Source organism: Geobacillus sp. Manikaran-105, assembly GCF_002809955.1.
GTDB classification, from domain to species: domain Bacteria; phylum Bacillota; class Bacilli; order Bacillales; family Anoxybacillaceae; genus Geobacillus; species Geobacillus thermophilus.
Window position 1 is genome coordinate 57,827 of the sequence record NZ_PIJG01000023.1, and the last position, 21,428, is coordinate 79,254.

General features: G+C 51.9%; 23 protein-coding genes. 1 reads left to right on the plus strand and 22 read right to left on the minus strand.

Translation table 11 applies throughout. From position 1 onward, the window contains the following. Positions 1-82: 82 nt before the first annotated feature. The 16 genes from CV945_RS08565 to hpf all read right to left on the minus strand — a co-directional run bounded on the left by CV945_RS08565 (position 83) and on the right by hpf (position 16,180). Positions 83-1,531 carry a S41 family peptidase gene (locus CV945_RS08565; RefSeq protein ID WP_100659560.1) on the minus strand — a complete coding sequence of 483 codons (1,449 nt, stop codon included), beginning with the start codon at positions 1,529-1,531 and terminating at the stop codon, positions 83-85. Positions 1,532-1,897: 366 nt separating this feature from the next. Next, complete coding sequence (locus tag CV945_RS08570; protein ID WP_095859958.1) at positions 1,898-2,611, minus strand: pirin family protein; 714 nt, start codon at positions 2,609-2,611, stop codon at positions 1,898-1,900. Between the two features lie 399 nt (positions 2,612-3,010). After that, positions 3,011-3,481, minus strand: a complete 471-nt coding sequence (gene merR / locus CV945_RS08575) for a mercury resistance transcriptional regulator MerR (protein WP_100659561.1) — start codon at positions 3,479-3,481, stop codon at positions 3,011-3,013. 195 nt (positions 3,482-3,676) lie between these two features. Then, entirely contained in the window at positions 3,677-5,317 is a 1,641-nt protein-coding gene (gene merA, locus CV945_RS08580) for a mercury(II) reductase (protein WP_100659562.1), read from the minus strand. An 82-nt stretch (positions 5,318-5,399) separates the two neighbouring features. Beyond that, on the minus strand, positions 5,400-5,675 hold the full coding sequence (locus CV945_RS08585; protein ID WP_044741908.1) for a transporter: 276 nt from the start codon (positions 5,673-5,675) through the stop codon (positions 5,400-5,402). 344 nt (positions 5,676-6,019) lie between these two features. Then, entirely contained in the window at positions 6,020-7,318 is a 1,299-nt protein-coding gene (locus CV945_RS08590; RefSeq protein ID WP_100659563.1) for a murein hydrolase activator EnvC family protein, read from the minus strand. A 24-nt stretch (positions 7,319-7,342) separates the two neighbouring features. Then, a complete protein-coding gene (ftsX, locus tag CV945_RS08595; protein ID WP_100659564.1) occupies positions 7,343-8,236 on the minus strand; it encodes a permease-like cell division protein FtsX in 894 nt (297 codons plus the stop codon). Continuing rightward, entirely contained in the window at positions 8,217-8,912 is a 696-nt protein-coding gene (gene ftsE / locus CV945_RS08600) for a cell division ATP-binding protein FtsE (RefSeq protein ID WP_100659565.1), read from the minus strand. The genes ftsX and ftsE overlap by 20 nt, the downstream gene beginning before the upstream one ends. A 259-nt stretch (positions 8,913-9,171) precedes the next feature. Then, positions 9,172-9,510, minus strand: coding sequence for a cytochrome c551 (gene cccB, locus CV945_RS08605; protein WP_100659566.1), 339 nt, complete (start codon positions 9,508-9,510; stop codon positions 9,172-9,174). A 62-nt stretch (positions 9,511-9,572) separates the two neighbouring features. Then, positions 9,573-10,436, minus strand: coding sequence for a YitT family protein (locus CV945_RS08610; protein WP_063329606.1), 864 nt, complete (start codon positions 10,434-10,436; stop codon positions 9,573-9,575). 136 nt (positions 10,437-10,572) lie between these two features. Further along, positions 10,573-10,833, minus strand: coding sequence for a type II toxin-antitoxin system RelE family toxin (locus CV945_RS08615; RefSeq protein ID WP_063329607.1), 261 nt, complete (start codon positions 10,831-10,833; stop codon positions 10,573-10,575). Further along, positions 10,802-11,059 (minus strand): hypothetical protein, encoded by a 258-nt coding sequence (locus CV945_RS08620; protein WP_082825792.1) that lies wholly within the window; start codon positions 11,057-11,059, stop codon positions 10,802-10,804. Before CV945_RS08620 ends, CV945_RS08615 begins: the two co-directional genes overlap by 32 nt. A gap of 110 nt (positions 11,060-11,169) precedes the next feature. Continuing rightward, positions 11,170-12,274 (minus strand): peptide chain release factor 2 gene (gene prfB / locus CV945_RS08625; RefSeq protein WP_145994827.1). Its coding sequence is split into 2 segments (ribosomal slippage): positions 11,170-12,198 and positions 12,200-12,274, totalling 1,104 coding nucleotides; the frame shifts between segments, so codons are not numbered across the junction. Between the two features lie 91 nt (positions 12,275-12,365). Then, positions 12,366-14,879 (minus strand): preprotein translocase subunit SecA, encoded by a 2,514-nt coding sequence (gene secA / locus CV945_RS08630; RefSeq protein ID WP_100659567.1) that lies wholly within the window; start codon positions 14,877-14,879, stop codon positions 12,366-12,368. A 109-nt stretch (positions 14,880-14,988) separates the two neighbouring features. Beyond that, positions 14,989-15,546 (minus strand): LA_3659 family protein, encoded by a 558-nt coding sequence (locus tag CV945_RS08635; protein WP_100659568.1) that lies wholly within the window; start codon positions 15,544-15,546, stop codon positions 14,989-14,991. An 85-nt stretch (positions 15,547-15,631) separates the two neighbouring features. Continuing rightward, on the minus strand, positions 15,632-16,180 hold the full coding sequence (gene hpf / locus CV945_RS08640; protein ID WP_100659569.1) for a ribosome hibernation-promoting factor, HPF/YfiA family: 549 nt from the start codon (positions 16,178-16,180) through the stop codon (positions 15,632-15,634). Positions 16,181-16,355: 175 nt separating this feature from the next. Here hpf and CV945_RS08645 point away from each other — a divergent pair, with 175 nt between their 5' ends. After that, positions 16,356-17,435 carry an HD-GYP domain-containing protein gene (locus CV945_RS08645; protein ID WP_100659570.1) on the plus strand — a complete coding sequence of 360 codons (1,080 nt, stop codon included), beginning with the start codon at positions 16,356-16,358 and terminating at the stop codon, positions 17,433-17,435. Positions 17,436-17,468: 33 nt separating this feature from the next. Here CV945_RS08645 and fliT read toward each other — a convergent pair whose 3' ends face one another. From fliT to CV945_RS08675, 6 genes are all read right to left on the minus strand, one after another. Then, complete coding sequence (gene fliT, locus CV945_RS08650; RefSeq protein WP_100659571.1) at positions 17,469-17,822, minus strand: flagellar protein FliT; 354 nt, start codon at positions 17,820-17,822, stop codon at positions 17,469-17,471. Continuing rightward, complete coding sequence (gene fliS, locus CV945_RS08655) at positions 17,822-18,223, minus strand: flagellar export chaperone FliS (RefSeq protein WP_015375824.1); 402 nt, start codon at positions 18,221-18,223, stop codon at positions 17,822-17,824. Before fliS ends, fliT begins: the two co-directional genes overlap by 1 nt. Positions 18,224-18,250: 27 nt before the next feature. Then, positions 18,251-19,750: a flagellar hook-associated protein 2 gene (locus CV945_RS08660; protein WP_100659572.1), complete on the minus strand. Its 1,500-nt coding sequence runs from the start codon at positions 19,748-19,750 to the stop codon at positions 18,251-18,253. A gap of 15 nt (positions 19,751-19,765) precedes the next feature. Beyond that, positions 19,766-20,125: a flagellar protein FlaG gene (gene flaG / locus CV945_RS08665; RefSeq protein ID WP_100659573.1), complete on the minus strand. Its 360-nt coding sequence runs from the start codon at positions 20,123-20,125 to the stop codon at positions 19,766-19,768. A gap of 301 nt (positions 20,126-20,426) precedes the next feature. Beyond that, complete coding sequence (locus tag CV945_RS08670; RefSeq protein ID WP_100659574.1) at positions 20,427-20,813, minus strand: pepsin/retropepsin-like aspartic protease family protein; 387 nt, start codon at positions 20,811-20,813, stop codon at positions 20,427-20,429. Further along, entirely contained in the window at positions 20,810-21,070 is a 261-nt protein-coding gene (locus CV945_RS08675) for a hypothetical protein (protein WP_100659575.1), read from the minus strand. The genes CV945_RS08670 and CV945_RS08675 overlap by 4 nt, the downstream gene beginning before the upstream one ends. Positions 21,071-21,428 lie beyond the last annotated feature (358 nt).

Consider the following 21,428-nt stretch of genomic DNA (forward strand, 5'->3'; position numbering starts at 1 on the left):
CAGGCAAATCAGTCACAAAGAAAAGGGTGCCTCTGCGTTGTCAGAGGCACCCTTTTCTCTTTACTCGTCATCATTGGCTCGCTTACGACGGAAACAACACGCCAAGCGCTTTTTTCAACTGCACATCATGCTTCGGATCGCGGACGGCTTCCATGATTTTCGTTTGCAGCACATCCGCCGTCGTCTCATCGATTCGCCCCGTAACCGGGAGCTGATTCGCTTTTTGGAACGCTTGGACGGCTTGCTCGGTGTCTTTGCTGAAGTAGCCGTCCGTGCGGCCCGGGTTGAAGCCAAGCCCTTTGAGCATTTTTTGCGCATTGGCGATTTGCTCGTCGTTCATGTCATACCGAAGCGGTTTTTCCACATGAAGCGGAGCGACGTGGAAATAATCCGGCTGCGCCACCGCGACATCCGGCTTGATCCCTTTTTTATGGATCCAATGCCCGTCCGGCGTCAGCCATTTGTACAGCGTCAATTTGATGTTGCTGCCGTCGCCCATCGGAATCGCCTGCTGCACCGTCCCTTTGCCGAACGTTGCCTCGCCGACCAGCTTGTAGCCGCCCGCTTCTTTCATCGCTCCGGCCAAAATCTCTGACGCCGATGCGCTTCCTTTGTCGATGAGCACGACGATCGGGTATGGCTTTTTCGCCGTTAAATCGGAATAAAACTTTTGCCGATCGCCATCGCGTTCTTCAATTTGCACATATGGTTTGCCTTTCGGGATGAGTTGCTTCAAAATTTCCTCAACGCTTTGCAAATAGCCGCCCGGGTTGCCGCGCACATCGATGATCAAGCCATCAATATGTTCGGCCTCAAGCTTCGCCAACTTCTTTTTAAAGTCGGCGGCTGTGTTTTCCGAAAACGACGTAATTTGCAAATAGCCGGCCTTTTTGCCTTCATACGTTTTGACCGACTCATACACCGTCTGAATCGGAATTTCGTCGCGGACGACTTTGACTTTCATCACGTTTTTGACGCCCGGGCGCAAAATGTCAAGCTCCACTGTCGTCCCTTTTTTGCCGCGGATTTTCAATACCGCTTCATATAAATCAAGCCCTTCCAGGCTTTCTCCGTTGACGCGCAAAATTTGGTCGTTCGGCTTCAGCCCCGCTTTTTCCGCCGGCGAGTTTTTGATCGGAGCCACGATCGTCACCTTGCCGTCGATCATGCTCACTTCGGCGCCGATTCCTTCAAACGACGAGTCGAGCGACTCATTGAACTGCTCCGTCGTTTCCGCATCCATGTAGACGGAATACGGATCATCGAGCGTGTCGATCATCCCTTGAATGGCGCCTTCCGTTAATGTTTCTTCATCCACTTTTTCCACATACCGGTTTTTAATGAGTTCGTACGCCTGGCGGACTTTTTTCATTTCGTCATGATCGCTGGCCGTCTTGGACAGTTCCTCAGAAATGGCCGCCGGCATCGGCCCGTCTTCTGCTCCGCCAGCCAGCTGCAAACCGGCATACGTCCCGCCGGCCCCGATGAGCATCGAGATGGCCATGAGTGCGGCCGTTGTCGTTTTCTTCACGTTGTTTCCTCCTCACCCTAAACCTGCCCTTTCCATTGCCTGCAACGGAAGGGAAAGGGGGTCTCTTCGTTCTCCTTCGGCGAAACAAGCGGATGCCTCTGACGCCAATGAGAAAAGGAAAAGCACCGCCCAAACGCCGTGCCATGCCTTTATCTCCATCATATGTTAGGCTTGTACCGAGTATGCTCATTCGTTGTCTATCCTTTACTAGTTTACACGCTGCGTTTTGATTTCTCAACTCATACGGGCGCGGAAAAAAGAGGCACCCCCCGCCATTTTGGCGAACGATGCCTCTTTTTGATTCGTCTTCTTAGCCGCATCCGAAGTGGCCGTCAAACGAATGAACCGCACAAAAACGAAATGCTCTTACTCCTCTTTGGGCAAATCAATGAGCATGAACTGCGCTCCTTCGTTCGTCACCAAGCGAAGCGCCGGCGTGTCCGTAATACGGGCCGCATCGCGCCGTTCGAGATGGGCCTCGCCGTTTAACGCCAAATCCCCCTCAATGACAAAGACAAAGATGTTCCGCCCTTCCGGCTGGGTAAACGTCAGCTCATGCCCGGCTTCCAAATCGGAAAGATAAATCGTCAAATCTTGATGAATGTGAGCAATCCCCGGGGAAGACGGGTGTTTCGTGACAATCGGCAGCAAGGCGTTTTTCATCTTGTCGACCGGAAACTCGGTCCGCTCGTACGACGGCGGCAATCCGTATTGTTCCGGCAAAAACCAAAGTTGCAAAAAGTTCACCTCTTCCGTCGCCGACGGGTTCACTTCCGAATGGACGATGCCGGTGCCGGCCGACATCCGCTGCACGCCGCCGAACGTTGTCACCGCCTTATGTCCGGTGCTGTCTTCATGTTGCAAATAGCCTTTCAGCACGATCGACACAATTTCCATCTCCCGGTGCGGATGGGCGCCAAACCCCGCAAGCGGTGCGACGAAATCGTCGTTTAACACCCTTAACGGCCCGAATTGAATGTTGTTCGGGTCGTAATACTCGCCAAACGAAAAACTATGATATGTTTTCAGCCACCCGTAATCGGCATGATATCGGGACGACGCCCGGTCGATGCGGATCATCTTTTCCACTCCTTCATTGCAAGAAATGATGGGCCATCAAGCGCGTGCTGTTCTGAACCAGCAAGCGCCATAACCACCAGGGCCTACGATATTGATTCCCGTTTTGCGTTGTCTCATCCCCGTTGGGCGCAAACATTTATCTTTATCCAATAAATCTCGAATTCGAGATAATTATATAAAACCCGCCTTCGCTTGTCAATCGGGAAACAGGCGAAAAAACCGTTGAGCAGACAAACAGCTGCCCCCATTAGCCGGGAACCCGGCTAATGAGAGCAGCTTTATTTTGATTGGGGCTTCCCGCCGCCTATTTCCTGACCCCCGTTGCCGCGACGCCCCAAGGGACGGCCCATGTGTTTCCTATGGCGCTGCCGAAAGCTGCCGGCGCCTCCCATCGCCCGTTTATTTCCATCGTTCATTTGGGACAATATCCCGCATCCAAAACCACATATCATCGACCTTGCTGAAATATGCCCCTTCGAGCAATAAGTCAATAATCGGGCAGTTGTAGAGATTCTCCTCATGGGGGCAACATGCCTTCAGCTCAAGGAGCATCGCCTCCATTTTCATTAAGTCCTGAATCTTCTCCTTGATCTCCTTGATTTTCTGCTCGACAAATTGGTACATATCTTTGCATCGGTCGCGATCCCGATCGACAACGCCAAGCAGTTTATCAATCTCTGCCAAGGTGAACCCGAGCGCTTGCAACCGCTTAATAAACTGGATGCGCCTGACGGTTTCCTCCGTATACAGACGGTATCCGCCTTCCGTCCGCTCGGTTTCGGGAATGAGCCCCTTCCGTTCGTAGTACCGAATGGTTTCTTTATTGACATGGCATCTTTCTGCCAGCTCCCCGATGCGGTAATGTTTCACATAACCACCTCACCCAAAAGGATCACCGTGCACGATCGTACAGGGTTAAGGAAATAGGAACGTTGCGCCGACATTTCGTTATGAATCGGGAAGCGCCCGGCCAAACGGATCGCTTCTTATTCCGCTTCATTGCAACCGCAATGAGTTCTAGCCCCTTCATAACGGTCCGCGAAGCGGCGGCCCAATTCGAAGGCCTCATCCCGCACAGCACGATAACTTCGAAACATCTTGGTCAAACGTCAGCGCCGCTAATTTCAGCCCCTCCGCCATCGTTAAATACGGAGCCAACGTGCTGCGAAGGTCGTCAATCGTTAATCCGAATTGAATCGCCAACGTGGCGGCATAAATGACATCACCGGCATTGTCCGCCACAACATGGGCGCCTAACAGCTTGCCCGTGCGCGCCTCAGCCACGAGTTTAAACACTCCTGTCGTGTCCCGGTTGACGATCGCGCGCGGCACCGCCTCAAGCGGCAAGACAGACGCTTTCACGTCATACCCTTTTTCTTTCGCCTGTTGCTCAGTCAACCCGACGGTGGCGATGGCCGGATGGGTGAACGTCACCGCCGGAACAACGGCCGTATCCCAGCGCTTGTTCAGTCCGCCGACGGCATTGGCTGCGGCAACGGCGCCTTGATAGGCTGCGACATAGACAAACTGCGGGCCAAGCGTGACATCGCCTGCCGCATAAATGTACGGGTTCGTCGTTCGCCCGTATTCGTCAATCAAAATCTCCCCGCGCGCCCCGACGTCCACACCGGCTGCCGGCAAGTTCAACGCGGCTGTATTCGGCGTTCTCCCCGTCGCCACAAGCAGTTCGTCCGCTTCGATGACCCGGGTGCGCCCGTCTACGTTCACATATACGTTTTTCGTGTTTCCGTTTTGTTCGACCCGTTCAAACGAAGCGCCCGTGATGACGCGGATGCCTTGTTCCGCGAGCGCCTCTGCCACCGCTTCGGAAATTTCCGGGTCATACGCTTTCAAGAGGCGCGGGCTCCGCTGCATCAATGTCACCTCGGAGCCAAGATGGTGGAACAGCTGCCCCAACTCCATCCCGATGTAACCGGCGCCGATGACAGCAAGCCGCTTCGGCACCTTTTTCAGCTCAAGCAGCGTCGTGCTTGTCAAGTAATCGACATCATGGAGCCCCGGAATGTCCGGCACGGCCGGGGAAGCACCCGTCGCAATCAAAAACCGTTTCGCCGACAGCGTTTGGCCGTTGACGTTAATCGTTTGACGTCCGACGAATCGGGCTTCCCCTTGGATGAAATCGAACCCGTACTCCGCGATTAAATCGGCATACTTCGCTTGGCGAAGCTGTCCGACCAATTCATTTTTTTGCTTCACTAACGGCGCCAAGTCAACCGGACCGGCAGAGGTATGCAGGCCAAAAAACGGATGATTGCGCGCCAACGCATTGATTTCCCCAGCCCGAAGCAACGTCTTTGACGGCACGCAGCCGATATTGACGCACGTCCCCCCGACCGTGCCGCGTTCGACCATGGCTACTTTCGCCCCGTATTTCACCGCTTCGATCGCCGAGGAAAACGCGGCCCCGCCGGAACCGATGACGATGTAATCATACTCTCCCCCGCCATCGAAGGAAGGGGTGGCTGGCACGGTGATCTCCTCGATATCCCCCGGCTCGTAATGAGCGTTTCGGACCGCTTGTTTCGCCAGGCCAATATCCGTGCCATCAGGAAGCGCGAATACCGCTTCACCGCGCCGGAAGCTGACGTCAATCTGCTTGGCCCCAATCGCCTCCAGCGCTGCAGTGACATGTTGTTCACAACCGGTGCATGTCATGCCTTGTACATTCATTCGGTACGTTTTCATGGTCACAAACACTCCTTAATGAAAAGTGGTCTTTCCTAGTTTTGAGCAAAAAGGCGGCTCCTACCACAAAAAAACACGAACGTCACTCCTGCCTGAACGGAGCACAGCACGCCTCATCGCCGTTTCCCGTTTTCCCCGGGGAGCAGCCGGCCGTTTCGCCTGACGGTTTTGGCTTTCGCCTGTAAAATATCATTGTCAGTGAAACGAAACATAACACCGTCAAAAGACCAACAGCAAGACTTTGGTGCCGGATCAAATACGCACCGGCCGATGTTCCGGCCAACAGCGGCAGAACAAGCGCCAAATGGCACGGGCAGCTGAGCAGCGCCAGCACCGCCCAAAACGATGGTTTGACCATTTCGTCCGTTCCCCCTCCTCACCATGACGAAACGTTTCTCCTCGTTGTTTCCCATTATAAACGGTGTACTACGGTACAGAGTCAAGAGAAAGGAAAACGGACGAAGAGGACAAGGCAGTTTCAATGGCCGCCCCCCGCCCGGAAGACTGTTGATTTCATGAGAAGCCTGCCCAACACGCGCCTTTCTCAAGTTGAGAAGCCTGTTAAAACCCGATTCTTTATGGCGGCTGCCAATACCTGTTGAAGGAAAATGGCCGTTTTTCACCGGCAGTCGACACGAACGAATGACAAAAAAATACGCAACTTGTCCGCCTCATAGACAGACAAGTTGCGTATAGCAGAATTTAGAAAGCGATGTAATTACGCGGATCGACCGCATTCGTTTTTCCTGGGTTCCAGCTACCGCGGTGCAGTTCAAAATGAAGGTGCGGACCGGTCGAATTCCCGGTATTGCCCATATAGCCGATCACTTGCCCTTTGCGGACGCGCTGTCCTTCCCCGGCCAGACGCGCCTCGAGGTGGGCGTAGACGGTTGTGTACGTTTGTCCGTTGATGACATGGCTGACGAAAATGACGTTGCCGTAGCTGCTAGAATAGTAGGAGCGGAACACAATGCCGTCCGCTGCCGCGACAACCGGCACAACAGGAGCTCGCTTGCCAATGTCGACCCCGGGATGGAAGTCCGTGCCACCAAACCGGTAGCCAAAGCCCGAGTTGATCGGACCGTTGGCTGGACGGGTGAAGGCCCCGCTCGACACAGGCGGTGTGCTGCCGCCCGATGGCGCTTCTTCTGATGACGATCCTCCATCGTTTGGCGCGGTATATGTACGTCCCCTCTGTTTCGCTTCTTCTTCCGCCCGTTTTTGCCGTTCGAGTTCGGCAAGCTGCTCTTTCACCGCCGCTTCTTGTTTGGCGATCAGTTCTTTTTCTTCTTCAAGCGCCATCTTATGATCATGCTCTTCTTCCTCTTTTTGCTTCAAATCAGCCATCAGGCGATTTTTTTGTTCCAACTGGCCAGCCAGTTCAGCCTGCAGCTGCTTCAATTCTTGCAAATCCGCTTGCAGCTTGTTCCGCTTTTCGGTCAATTCTGTTTCCTTTTTTTCTTTCAGCGCTTTGTCCGCTTCCTGTTCACGAATGATTTGCTGGTCCGCTTCCATAATCGTGGTGACGGCGCTCATCCGGTCGATGAAGTCGCTGAAGCTTTGGGCGCCGAGCAACACTTCCAAGTAGCTGATCGCTCCGCCGCTTTCCTGCAAGGAACGAAGCCGCTCCTTCAAAATTTCATTCCGCTTTTCAATCCGCTCTTGAATTTCGGCAATCTCTTGTTTCAGTGTCTCGATCGCCTGCTCGGTTTCATCAATATCTTTGCTGACGTTGCGGATTTTGCCGCTCGTTTCGTCAATCGCCACGTTGAGTTTTTGAATGTCATTGGCAACTTGGCGCTGTTGCGAGCGAAGCGATTCGATCGTTTTTTGCGCCTCATTGATTTTTTGCTCGACATCGGACCGCTTCGAACGAAGCGCGTCGATCTCGCCCCGCTTTTGTTCGATATCACGAGTGCTGACGGCGTCCGCCGCCGGCGGGAGAATGCCCAGCCCAAGCGCCCCGGCAACAGCGAGCGCCAACATGCGTTTCTTTTTCATCTTTCCCCTCTCCCTTTCTATCATTTATACTTTTAAAAACTTGCGCACAGACATAACGCTTCCCCAGACGCCGATGCCGGCGCCAATCACTAGCAGCAGCCCGCTTAACTGCCACATAAACGGCGAAAACGGAAGAAGTTCAAAAAACGGCAAGGAAACCCACTGTTCATACACTTGATACACGTTGTAGTACACGATCGAAAGCGCCGCGATCGGGAAGAGAGCGCCAAGCATTCCAAGCCATAGCCCTTCCAAAAAGAACGGCCAGCGGATAAACCCGTTCGTCGCGCCCACGAGCCGCATGATTTCAATTTCGCGGCGGCGGGCGAAAATCGTAATTTTGATCGTGTTGGAAATGAGAAACATCGCCGTAAACAACAATCCGAGAATGAGCACGAGCCCCACGTTGCGCGCCACTTTCAGTGCGTCAAACAGCTTCTCGACCGTCCCTTGGCCATAATTGACTTTATGGACGAACGGCAATGTTTCGATTTGTTTGGCGATTTTCACTGTATCTTGCGGGCGGGCCGCTTTCACGACGTATACATCGCTTAGTGGGTTGTCCTGTTCAAATAAGCGGAACGACGAGCCTTCCTCCCCCATGCTTTTGATCAGCCGCTTCAGCTCTTCGTCCTTTGATGAATAGCGCACTTCCTTGACGTTTGGAATGGCTTCAATTTGCCGGCGCAAGGCGTCTTTTTGCCGGCTGTCAGCCGTCAGCTCGATATGGACGCGAATTTCGACATCGTTTTCGACTTTTTTGGCGAAATGGTTGATGTTAAACATGACGACAAAAAAGACACCGACAAGCAACAGCGTCACCGTGACGGCGCTCGCGGACGCAAATGTCATCCAACCGTTGCGGCCGAGGCTTTTCATGCTCTCCCGAACGTGGCGCTTAAACGTATGAAGCGTCATAACCGTATTCCCCCTTCGCCTCGTCGCGGACAATTTTTCCGTTTTCGATGGCGATGACGCGCCGCCGGGTCGCGTTGACGATCTCTTTGTTGTGGGTCGCCATCACAATCGTCGTTCCCCGGTCGTTGATTTTTTCAAACAGCTCCACAATGCCCCATGAGGTTTCCGGGTCCAAGTTTCCTGTCGGTTCGTCGGCAATGACGATTTTGGGGGAATTGACAATCGAGCGGGCAATCGAAACGCGCTGCTGTTCGCCCCCGGACAGTTCGTTCGGGTAAGAGCGGACTTTATGTTTGAGGCCGACTAAGTCGAGTACTTCCATCACTTTTTTGCGGATCGCTTTCGGCGATTCTTCAATGACTTCCAACGCAAACGCCACATTTTCATAGACATTGAGCTTCGGAAGCAGCTTGAAATCTTGAAACACAACGCCGATATGGCGGCGCAAAAGAGGAACTTTGCTGTCTTTCAGCTTGGCAAGGTTGACGCCGTTGATCATAATGGTCCCGCTCGTCGGCTTTTCCTCGCGGTACATCATCTTAATAAACGTCGACTTCCCAGCTCCGCTGGGTCCAACGACGTAGACGAATTCTCCTTGCTTGATGCGAACGTTGATGCCGTTTAGCGCCACAACGCCGTTTGGATACGTTTTGTATACATCTTGCATTTCAATCATCATCATCACCTATTTTCGACTTTCCTGTTGCCATTTCTCGAGCTGTTTCGAATGAATCCCGCAAAATTCCGCAAGGATTATTATAACACGATTTTCTATTGTCGAATTTTACATTTATATTTCAAATGGGGAACAATGGAGAAACTAGGACAAAAGACGCAAAAACAGAAAACACCGCCCCGTTCTTGAGCGAACAAGGCGGTGCACTTTCCTTGAGTGAAACGATCTTTTCTTTCAAAGAGTCAGAAACATCCATCCATTATTTTTTCGCGGCCAGCCACTCGGCCACTTTATCAGCGTCTTCCCCTTTGATGATTCCGGCCGGCATCGCGCCGCGGCCGTTGGCGATGACATCTTTAATTTCATCTGCCGAATATTTGCTTCCTACTTTTTGCAAGTTCGGACCGACCCCTCCCGAAAGGTCTTGCCCGTGGCATGATGCACAGTTTTGCTGATAGATTTGTTCAGCAGCGGCAACGGTATCCCCTCCACCGTTGTTATTGCCGCCGTTTTGGTCCCCGGCGTTGTCATCACCGCCGCCGCATGCTGCAAGCGCGAGCGAAACGCCAAGGAACATCGCAGCCAACTTCCACTTCATGGCGAACTCCCCCCAGAAAACAAAAATTTCATTCTCCTTTATTATAACCGATTTTTTCCGTTTTACGTACGTTGAAATCCCTCTCCAAGCACTTCAGCGGCGTTGGCCACGACGACAAACGCTGTCGGATCAATGGTTCGGACCAATTGTTTCAATTTTGTGAACTCCGATTGAGCGACGACGCACATCAACACCGGCCGTTCGTGTTCGGTGTAACCGCCGTACGCCGGCAGCCGCGTCACCCCGCGATCGATTTCGTGCAAAATGGCGCGGCGCACTTTTTCCTCTTCATTGGTAATAATCAAGGCAATTTTCGAATAGCCAAGCCCGACTTGGACGAGGTCGATCGTTTTGCTTGTCACATACAAGGCGATCAGCGCGTAGAGCGCTCGCTCAATGTCAAAGACAAACGCCGCAGTCAACACGATCAAGCCGTCAATCAAAATCACACACATGCCGAGCGACAGCCCGGTATATTTATGGATGATTTGCGCCGCCAAATCGGTGCCGCCCGTCGAAGCGCGGCCGCGAAATACAATGCCAAGGCCGAGTCCGACACCGATACCGCCAAAGATCGCGCCAAGAAGCGGATTCGTCGTCGCCGGCTCCATCCCTTTCGTCATGTAGACGACAAGCGGCAAGAACACCGTCCCGACAAACGTCTTGACGCCAAACTGCCGGCCCAAAAGCACAACGCCAGCGATAAAGAGCGGAATGTTGAGCGCCCATTGGACGTAGGCAGGCTCAATGCCAAACAGCGCGTGCATAATCGTGCTCACGCCGCTTACCCCGCCCGAGGCGATCCGATTCGGCAGCAAAAACACGTTAAACGCCACCGCGACAACTGCCGCGCCGACCAGAACATACGCATACTCCAAAGTCGCCTCCACCGCCGGAGGCATGGTCTTCTCTCTTCGCTTCCGCATGCTTCCCCACCTTCCTCTGTGAGTATAGCATGCCCGTTTTGGTAAGTAAATGACAGCCGGTTAACGCGATAACGGTCTGCTATGATAAAGGAAAAAAGGACGATCCGATGATCGCCCTAGCCAAAAAATACAAGCCTCAATACACATCGCCACGGTTGCCGATCGCCTCAATATAGATGATTCGTTCATCATGATCGATGCGAAACAACACACGATATGTTCCGATTCGCAGCCAATATAATCCATCCTGCCCCTTCAACTTTTTAATATCCCCCTGCGGTGGGATCGCAAGCAGACCTTGCAACCCAGAGGCCAACCGTTCTTGAACCTCTTTTTCTTGCCTAGCGATGAATTTGACTGCGGCCCTACGGTAAATCAACTTGTAGCCCGAATTCACGCTTGGCTTCTCCCCCGGTGATATATCCTTCATCGCTTTGCAGCTGCTGGCGCTCTTCTTCCGTCAACGTTTCTTCATCTGTTTCGTCAATCCGCTCCCATACCATTCGTTCCTTTCTGGATCGATCAAGCAAGTACATCAAAAAATCGTACGCTGTTTGATGATCCGTTTCATCCAACCGGTCAATCAGTTCGTAAAGCAATTGTTTGCGCACAGCCAAAGCCATCGCCCTCCTTTTTCCTTATCATTACCTTCAGCGTATCACGAAAGCATAGATGCGTCAAAAGGCCAAAACACGATTTTGAAGCGAAAAAAGGACGATCCGATGATCGCCCTTTACTTCAACTTCGCACGCAAATACGCGTCAATAAACACATCAATTTCCCCATCCATCACCGCTTGCACGTTGCCGACCTCGACGTTCGTCCGATGGTCTTTCACGAGCGAGTACGGATGGAAGACGTACGAACGAATTTGGTTGCCCCAGCCGATTTCTTTTTGCTCGCCGCGCAGCTCAGCGAGTTCGGCTTGTTGCTCCTCGAGTTTCTTTTGGTACAACTTCGCCTTCAACATGTTCATTGCTTTTTCGCGGTTTTTAATTTGCGACCGCTCCGATTGGCACGTGACGACGATCCCGGTCGGCAAGTGAGTGATGCGCACGGCCGAGTCGGTCGTGTTGACGTGCTGCCCGCCCGCGCCGCTCGAGCGGTACGTGTCGATTTTCAGCTCTTCCGGCCGGATCTCAATCTCAATGTTATCATCCATCTCCGGCACAACCTCGCACGACACGAACGACGTATGGCGGCGGCCTGAGGCGTCAAACGGCGAGATGCGAACCAGCCGATGCACCCCTTTTTCCGCTTTTAAGTAGCCGTAAGCGTTATGCCCTTTAATGAGCAGCGTGACGCTTTTAATCCCCGCTTCCTCGCCCGGGAGGTAGTCGAGCGTCTCGACTTTGAACCCTTTTTTCTCCGCCCAGCGCGTGTACATGCGCAACAACATCGACGCCCAGTCTTGCGACTCCGTGCCGCCCGCGCCCGGGTGGAGCTCCAAAATAGCGTTGTTTTGATCGTACGGCTCATTGAGCAGCAGCTGCAACTCAAACTCGCTGAAGTCTTTCATCAGCTTTTTCGCTTCCTCGACCAGCTCAGCTTGGAGCTCGTCATCCGGCTCTTCCTTGAGCAATTCGTACGTCACTTCCAAGTTGTCAAACCGTTCTTCAAGCGAGGAAAATTCCTCGACGAGATCTTTAAGCGCATTCGCTTCGGAAATGACCGCCTGCGCCGATTTTTGATCATCCCAAAAGTTGGGCGCGGCCATTTGCTCCTCTAATTCGCGAATGCGCGCCTGCTTCGCTTCGAGGTCAAAGAGACCCCCTAATTTCCGCTAATCGCTTAGCCATTTTCTCAAGCTCTTGCTTAATTTCCACCAAATCGATCATGTTGTCCTCACCTCATCATGAATATAGTATGTCAATGGTTCATATCTGCCATTCAAAATGGAGGCAGCGCCCCCCTATTATTTATAAACCGTTACACCGTTCTTCCGCAACAATGTTTATATTTCTTCCCGCTCCCGCACGGGCACGGTTCGTTGCGGCCGACGCGCACCGCCTTGCGGACCGGTTTTCGCTTCGGCTCTTCGCCGTCTTCTTTCGGGTGAACCGCTTCGCCTTTGGCCACCTCTTGGCGCTCAAGGTTATGGTGAATTTCCGCCTTCATGATATAGGTGGCGACTTCCTCTTCAATCGCCGCAATCATCTCCTCAAACATGGCGTAGCCTTCCATCTGATATTCGCGCAGCGGGTCAACTTGCCCGTACGCACGCAAATGAATGCCTTGGCGAAGCTGCTCCATCGCGTCGATATGGTTCATCCATTTCATATCGACGGCGCGCAAGACGACGACGCGTTCAAACTCGCGCATTTGTTCCGGCGGGATTTGCGCTTCCTTCTCATCATAGCGCACTTTTACTTTTTCCCAAATCAGCTCGATCATCTCTTCGGGCTCTTTGCCGCGCAAATCGCCCTCCGTCACATCGCCGTCTGGCAACAGATGGGCATTTACGTAATCGACGAGCCCTTTCAAATTCCACTCTTCCGGCAAGTCCTCTTTCGGCGTATGAGCATGAACGGCGCGCTCAATGACCGAGCGGATCATGTTTTCAATGATGCCGCGCAAGTTGTCGGAATCAAGCACTTCAAAACGCTGGCGGTAAATGATTTCCCGCTGTTCGCGCAACACGTCGTCATATTGAAGCAGTTGCTTGCGGGCGTCGAAGTTGTTGCCTTCGACCCGTTTTTGCGCCGACTCAACGGCCCGTGTCACCATTTTGCTTTGGATCGGCTGCGAATCGTCCATTCCCAAGCGGTCCATCATCGCCATCAAGCTCTCGGAACCGAAGCGGCGCATCAATTCGTCTTCAAGCGACAAGTAAAACTGCGACACCCCAGGGTCGCCTTGGCGTCCCGAGCGGCCGCGCAGCTGGTTGTCAATCCGCCGGCTTTCATGCCGCTCCGTGCCGATGACGGCCAGTCCGCCAAGCTCCTTGACCCCTTCGCCAAGCTTAATGTCCGTCCCGCGCCCGGCCATGTTCGTCGCGATCGTCACCGCGCCTTTTTGTCCTGCTTTGGCGATGATCTCCGCCTCTTTCGCATGGTTTTTCGCGTTTAAGACGTTGTGCGGGATGCCGCGTTTTTTCAACATCTCCGACAACAGCTCCGACGTCTCGATCGCCACCGTGCCGACCAACACCGGCTGCCCTTTCGCATGGCGGGCGGCGATGTCCTCGACCACGGCGCGGAACTTCCCTTCCATCGTCCGATAAATCAAATCCGGGCGATCCTCCCGGATCACCGGGCGGTTCGTCGGAATGACGACGACGCGCATGTTGTAAATGTTGCGGAACTCTTCCTCTTCCGTCTTCGCCGTCCCCGTCATCCCCGCGAGTTTTTCATACATGCGGAAGTAGTTTTGGAACGTAATCGTAGCCAACGTCATCGACTCGTTTTGAATCTCGAGCCCTTCCTTCGCCTCAATGGCTTGATGAAGTCCATCGCTGTAGCGGCGGCCATGCATCAAGCGCCCGGTGAACGGGTCGACGATGATCACTTTTCCGTCTTGCACGACGTAGTCGACATCGCGCTGCATCACAACATGCGCCCGCAGCGCCAGCTGAATATGGTGGTTGAGCGTCACGTGCTTCAAATCAAACAAGTTGTCGATGCCAAACGCCCGCTCGGCTTTGTTCATTCCTTCTTCCGTCAGCTGGACGCTTTTCGATTTTTCATCGTATGTGTAATCGACATCTTTGCGCAGCGTGCGGACAAACGCATTCGCCTGCACGTACAGCTTCGTCGACTTCTGCGCCGTCCCTGAAATGATGAGCGGCGTCCGCGCTTCATCGATCAAAATCGAGTCAACCTCGTCGATGATCGCATAATAAAGCGGCCGCTGCACCATATGCTCCTTATAAAGCACCATGTTGTCGCGCAAATAGTCAAAACCAAACTCGTTGTTCGTCCCGTACGTAATGTCGGCGTTGTACGCCGCTTGCTTCTCCTCGCGCGACATGCCGCTTAAGTTCAACCCGACGGTCATGCCTAAAAACTCATACAGTTTGCCCATTTCCGTCGCATCGCGCGTTGCCAAGTATTCGTTGACCGTCACGACATGCACGCCGCGCCCCGTCAAGGCGTTCAAATAGACGGGCATCGTCGCCGTCAACGTTTTCCCTTCACCCGTTTTCATCTCGGCGATGTCGCCCTCATGCAAAACGACGCCGCCCATAATTTGCACTTTATATGGGTACAAACCGAGGACGCGCTTCGCCCCTTCGCGCACAACGGCAAACGCCTCGACAAGCAAATCATCGAGCGATTCGCCTTGTTGGTAGCGGGCTTTGAATTCCTCGGTTTTTTGCCGCAGCTGTTCATCGGACAGTCGGGCCATCTCCGGACCGAGCGCGTCGACTTGATCGGCAATTTTCTCAAGCCTTGCCAACTGACGCTTGTTCGGGTCAAATACTTTTTTTAAGACTCCAAGCATAGGAAACGCTCCTTATTTTTCATGGACTCACTTCTTCATCATATCATTTACAGGGATCAGTGACAACTGTTGTACAGGCTTCAAGAGGGGGCATGTCCAAGAGAGGGGATCACAACTTGGACTGAAGTTGCTCAATCGCCGCTTCCGCATGGTGAAGGCGCCGATTCAGCGCATAAATTTCAAAACTTTTCTCCTCCACTTTTTCATGAATTTTGCGAAGCAAGATTTGCACATCATCCACAAGCTGCGTTTCGACCCGATGAAGCGTCTCTTTCACTTCCTCCAATTCAGTTTCCACACCATTCAACCGCTTTTCCACGCTGTCCAATCGGGTCTCTACGCCGTCCAACCGCGTTTCCACGCCGTCCAACCGGGTCTCTACGCCATTCAACCGCGTTTCCACGCCGTCCAACCGGGTCTCTACACCATTCAACCGGGCCTCTACGCCGTCCAATCGGGCCTCTACGCCTTTCAACCGCGTTTCCACACGGTCTAACCGCTCTTTCACCGCGCCCATTTCCCGTTCGAGGCCGACGAGGCGTCCGTTCATCTCCGTCAAACGGCCATCCATCTGCTCAAACCGTTGGCGAGTTTCTTCTTGGAACACCAAAAACCCTTTTTCCATGTTGTCCAACTTGGACAAAATTTGACGCAACAATTCCTCCATTGCTCTCCCCCATTTTGATTTTTCTCATGCATATTATAACATCCCCTGCCCAAAAAAGCAGGGGATGCGCACAAGAGGCAACCGTTCAATTCGCCTCGATCAATCCGTATTTTCCGTCTTTGCGGCGGTAGACGATGTTTGTCCGATTCGTTTCGGCGTTCGTAAAGATAAAGAAGTTGTGCCCTAACAAATTCATCTGCAAAATCGCTTCTTCGCTGTCCATCGGCTTCAAGCTGAAGTGTTTCGTGCGCACGATTTCAAATTCCTCGTCGTTCTCCGCCGCAGCAGCGTCGCTTGGCACAGGGGCGGCCAGCTTCGCTTCTTTCTCGCGGTCGCGCAGCTTCCGATTGACTTTCGTTTTATGTTTGCGGATTTGCCGCTCCAGTTTATCCGTCACTAAATCGATCGCCGCATACATATCGTTATGGCGCTCTTCCGCCCGAAGCAACAAATGCGGCATCGGAATGGTCACTTCGATTTTCCCTTGTCCATCGTTGTAGACTTTTAAATTGACATGGACATTCACGTCATCGGTGCGGTCGAAATAGCGCTCCAACTTGCCGATTTTTTTCTCCACGTACTCGCGCAGCGCAGGCGTGACTTCGATGTTTTCCCCGCGAATGTGATACATCATGGCTGACCACTCCTTATTTTCAAACTATAGATCCCTACATTTTTTCATTACCCATCAAACCCCTGCTTCAATCAAAAATATTTTCGAAGATTTTGTGAAAATCATAGGAAAATATGGTAAAATAGGCATGGGCGTTTTTTCTTAATCGGTGTGGAAAGTACGGAGTGTGTGAACAATGCGAAAGATCCATATTTCTCATGCAAAAAGCGGCGACGTGCTCGCTGTCGACTTGTTCGCCGCCAACGGCAGCGTCCTTTTGTCGCGCGGCGTACGGCTGACAAGCGGCTACATCCGCTCGTTGGCGCAAAAAGGGGTTCAATACATTTATATTGACGACAAACAAACCTATGACATCCGCCCGCGCCCGCTCATCAGCCCGACCGTGCGCCAGCAGGCGGTGAAAAAAGTGTACGAGACGATGACGGCCTTGATTGAGCAAAAAAAGCTGCTCAGCCGTGTGTCTTCCCTCGATTTAGGAAAAGAGTACGAAAACGTGTTCAAAGACATTTTGGACTATTTGCTCAAACAAGAAGATTTGCTCATCAACTTGTCGGATTTGGTCATCTCAAACGGCTACTTTTTCCACCATTCGGTCAACGTCGCCACGATCGCCGGCGTCATCGGCATCGCCAAAGGGTATCGCCCCCAACAGCTTCTTGACCTTGGCATCGGCGCGCTGCTGTTTGACATCGGCATGACCCAGCTGCCTGACGGCCTTTGGCGAAAAAAAGGAGCCTTGACGGAAGAGGAAAAGGAAATCGTCCGCCGTCATACATATCTCGGCTTTGAACTGCTGCGGCGCCAGCGCAACATCTCGCTCTTTTCCGCCCACTGCGCCTTGCAGCACCATGAGCGGTGCGACGGAAGCGGCTACCCGCGCGCCTTATCAGGCGATGACATTCACGAATACGCCCGCATCGTCGCCATCGCCGACGTTTTTGACGCCTTGACATCGGCGCGCTACCATCGAAGACAATACTCGCCGCACGAAGCAGCCGAATACTTATCCGCGGCGGGCGGCATGCTGGACTACGAACTCATTAAGCTCTTCCTTTCCTACATCGCCGTCTACCCGGTCGCCACGACCGTTAAGCTCAACACCGGAGAAGTCGGCGTCGTCTCGCAAGTGTTTCCGGGTTTCCCGCTCCGCCCCATCGTCCGCGTCATCAAAAATCCCGCGGGTGAGGAGCTGAAAAGCCCGTATGAGATTGACTTGCGGAAACAGATGAACATCACGATTGTGAAAGCAGTTTGAAGCGAAAAGGACAGCACGGCGCTGTCCTTTTCTTTATCGCTTTTTATCGTAAAACATCCCGTCAATCGAAAGCGGCTGCTCGTACGGATGAACGTAGCGGGCGTTCGCCTGCCGCTTCGCCCCCGCCATGCGCAAATCGTTTCGAATCTCATCACCCACGCGGTGAAGCCGCCTCTCAATTTCTTCATTCCAAGCGATGATCTCGCGGCCAAGCCGCTGCTCTTCCTCGCTGTACGGCGGACGCAGCTTCCAAAGGAGCTCCTGGCGCTCCTGAAGCAATCGATCAACCGTCCGAAGCCGCTCTTCCCGCTCCTCGGACGGCCACGGCAACGCCGTCGCCTCCAGCAGCTCCTTCGTCACCCGCCATACATCATGCACCACGCGCATTACGCCTGCCCGCCTTCCGCGTATTGGCGCTGCCGATGGAGCTGAATCACTTGCTTCCACGTATCGCGAAACTCGACGACATACCCTTCCACTTCATCCAAAATCGCCGCATCGCTTTTCACATTCGCCTCGATCAGACGGCGGTAGATGTAGTCATACATCGTCATCATCGACTTCGCAACCTCATACTCCATCTTCAATGTCTTCATCAGTTCCAAAATGATGTTTTGCGCCTTAATCAAGTTCTCATTGCGCGCCGCAATGTCCCCTTTCTCGATCGCCTGGCGCGCGAGCTTGATAAACTTCAAGCACCCGTTATACAGCATCAACGTCAGCTCGCCAGGCGACGCCGTTTGCACCGCGTTCGCTTGGTAGTGTTGATACGGATTGTTTGTCGCCATTTATCTCACTCCTTTACCTGCTTCACTTTATTGCGCTCCACCGAAAAAGGCGTTCATTAAATACATACTTTGCTCGTTCGCCCGCTGAATCGCCTTTTCCATCGCCGTAAACTGCCGCCAATAGCGGTCCTCGATTTCTTTGAGACGGTCTTCAAAACGATCGATCTGCTCGTTAATTTGGATTAAATCACGGCCGATCGCAAACTGCTGGTTCGTCCAAATCGTCTTCCCCGCTTTTTGCTCAATCTTCCCGATCGTCGCTTTGATCGTATCGCGCAGGCGGCGGGCGATCCCTTTTTCCGCATCCGTCGCCCCGTCTTGATTGAACAGCTGATAGACGGCATCCGGGTTTTCCTTGATTTTCTCCCGCAGCTTCGTCTCGTCAATGATCAACTTCCCACCGTCAAGATAATTCGACGACGTCGTAATCCCGATTTGCGCGAGCTGCGAAAACCCGCTTGGAATGTTCGCCCCTTCGACTTTCGTGTACAAATTCATCCGCATTTGGCTTAAGGCGCTCGACAAAACCGAATCGCCGCGAAGCATTCCGCTGCGCGCCTTTTCTTCCCACAGCTCGATTTGCTTTTCCGTCATCGCTTCCTTCTGTTCATCCGTCAGCGGCAGATAGTCGCGGTAGCGCTCTTCTTTCAGCTCGGCGTTGATTTTGTCGATCGTGTCGTTGTATTTGTCGACAAACCCTTTAATGGCGTTAAACATTGCGTCCGCGTCCGTCGCCACCGACACCGTCGCCGCGCCCGTCCCTTTGAGCGTGTACGTCACGCCGTTGATCGTAAACGTATTCGCCGAGCGGGTCGTCGTTAGGCCATTAATCGTCACTTGCGCGTCTTTCCCCGCCGTTTTTCCCGTCAGCTCCTGCCCCGCCGCAGTATTCGTAAACCCTAGTTGCGCAAAAAAGTCCACCGTCGCCTGGTCAGCGAGCACTAGACTCGCCTGCGCCCCCGTCTCTTTTTTCATGATTGAAACCCGCCCGGTCTGCTCGTCGTAAAACGCGCTGACGCCAAGATCTAGGTTGCTGTTGAGTTGGGCGATCACCCCATCGAGCGTCGTTCCTTGCTTCACCGTGATCGTCGCCTGCTTCTTCGTCCCATCCCCATTCGTCACGTTGATCGTCAGCGTCACATCAGCGGCAACGGAAAAATTCGCCTTGTCCACTCTCGTCCCTGCATCGGACAGCCAGACAGCCGATGTGGCCACTTGATTGACTTGCATCGTCGTCGCCACGTTCGCCGCACTCGAGCCCGCCGTCGCTGTGACGACCGATTCATTCGAGCTCGAGACGGTTTTTTTGAGCATGCTGCTTTGGAGCGTGATGTTGGAAAACAAGTAGTCATCGAGCCCTTGCAGCAGCGTGTTCATCGACCGGTAGTCATCGCGCTGCCACTCGAGCAGCTGCTTTTTCTGCTTCAATTTATCCAGCGGCGCCCGCTCCGCTTTCATCAAATCGCTCACGATTTTGTCAATGTCCATTCCGCTCGCGAGGCCGCTGATGCGCATCGTATTCGCCATGTCGACTCACCACCGTTAAATTTTTTTATCCACCCAAAGCCCGACAAACTCCATCATCGCCGCGTACATATCCAACAGCTTCTTCGGCGGGATTTCTCGAATGACCTCATCCGTTCGCTCATCAATGATTTGTACGTAATATTCCTGCAGCTCGTCATGCAGTTCAAACTTTAACGACGTATGGCTTGGCTGAAGGAATTCGTTTAAGCCTTTCACTACTTCTTCTAGTTTTTCTTTTGGAATGTTTTGCTGCGGTGCTTCCGAAGTGCTAGCATGATTCTGCTTTTGCGACTCGATCACGCTGCTTGCCTTTTCATTGCGAACACTTTCATACAAATAAGAAGGAGAATGCGAAGAGACCCTTTCCACCGACATAACGCCCGCTCCTTTGCATGAACACTATCTATGTTTTATATCGGATAAAGATGGAGAATTGTGAAGGGGGAGGGAACAATAAATGCAATCCATATAAAAATCAGGGGATGATGATAATTTCATTTCTTGTGTATAATACTTGTCAATTGTTGAAAATAGCGGGGGTATCATAAGCAAAAACTAACGAGGGGGAAGTAGAAACTTAAAAGGGGAATATAAAAGAGTAAAATCACATTAAAACAAAAAAACAAGATGAGGAATATAAGCACAAAACATTCTTGGCAAAACTCAAACATTGCTTTTATCCATATTTAATAATGAAATTTTTAAAATCAATAATCATTCCCGTTCTCTCCATAAAGTCTACGCCTAAAATTCCGTCAAAACCATATATTTCTTTAGTCATTCCCAGTTGTAATAAAAATGATACTAGCTCCTTTCCATCAATTATAACGTTGTTTACGATTTGTTCATAACAAAGCTCGCTGTATCCACCTACTCCGTACATTCGTTTTGTTCTTCCATTAATAATATCTAATTCTATACCAATTTGTGCGAGTGCATCCGTATCAAAAATGGTCGTAGCACAACCTGTATCCAATAACACGTCCGTTAAAAGAACGGCTTTTTCACCACACTTTATTTCGACAGAAACAATAGGTAATCCATTTTCTATTCTTATATTCATACTCTCCCCCGAATCCCTATAAAATATTGTTCTTCTACCTCTATTTGCTCCTTACTTGTGTGAAAAATATATAATTCTTTCTCCGGAAAAGTTTTGTGCTGCTGTTTATAACCATTCCATGCATCAGACACACTATTATACCGATCGATCACTACCATTTCCTTAATGATACGTTTGCCATTTTGCGAACAAGCCGAAATAGCCTCCACCAAAACAAATTGATTCGGATATTGCTTACGTAACTCTGACCATTTCATTTTTGTTTTCCTCCATCTCTTTTTATTACCATTTTATCAATAATCACCTTACACACATATAAAAAATCGTAGAAAGCAATATCTTTAATTTAAACGATGACAGTTTTAACATTTTCCCTTCTCCAAACACAAACTTCATCGCATGGAACGAGATTCTTTTTCTTCTCAGACTTTGTTGAAATTAAACAAACTAATCATGTTTTCCAATCGTTTACCCCATTATAAAAATCAGTATGTTCCAAGACAACTTTAAAAATTTGGTAACTATTCACCCCAGTGCTAGTGTATAAAAAAGCCCAGTACAAATAGGGCATTTCGGTCATAGAAAATGCCCTAGGTAGCGGAAAGAACTCGATCG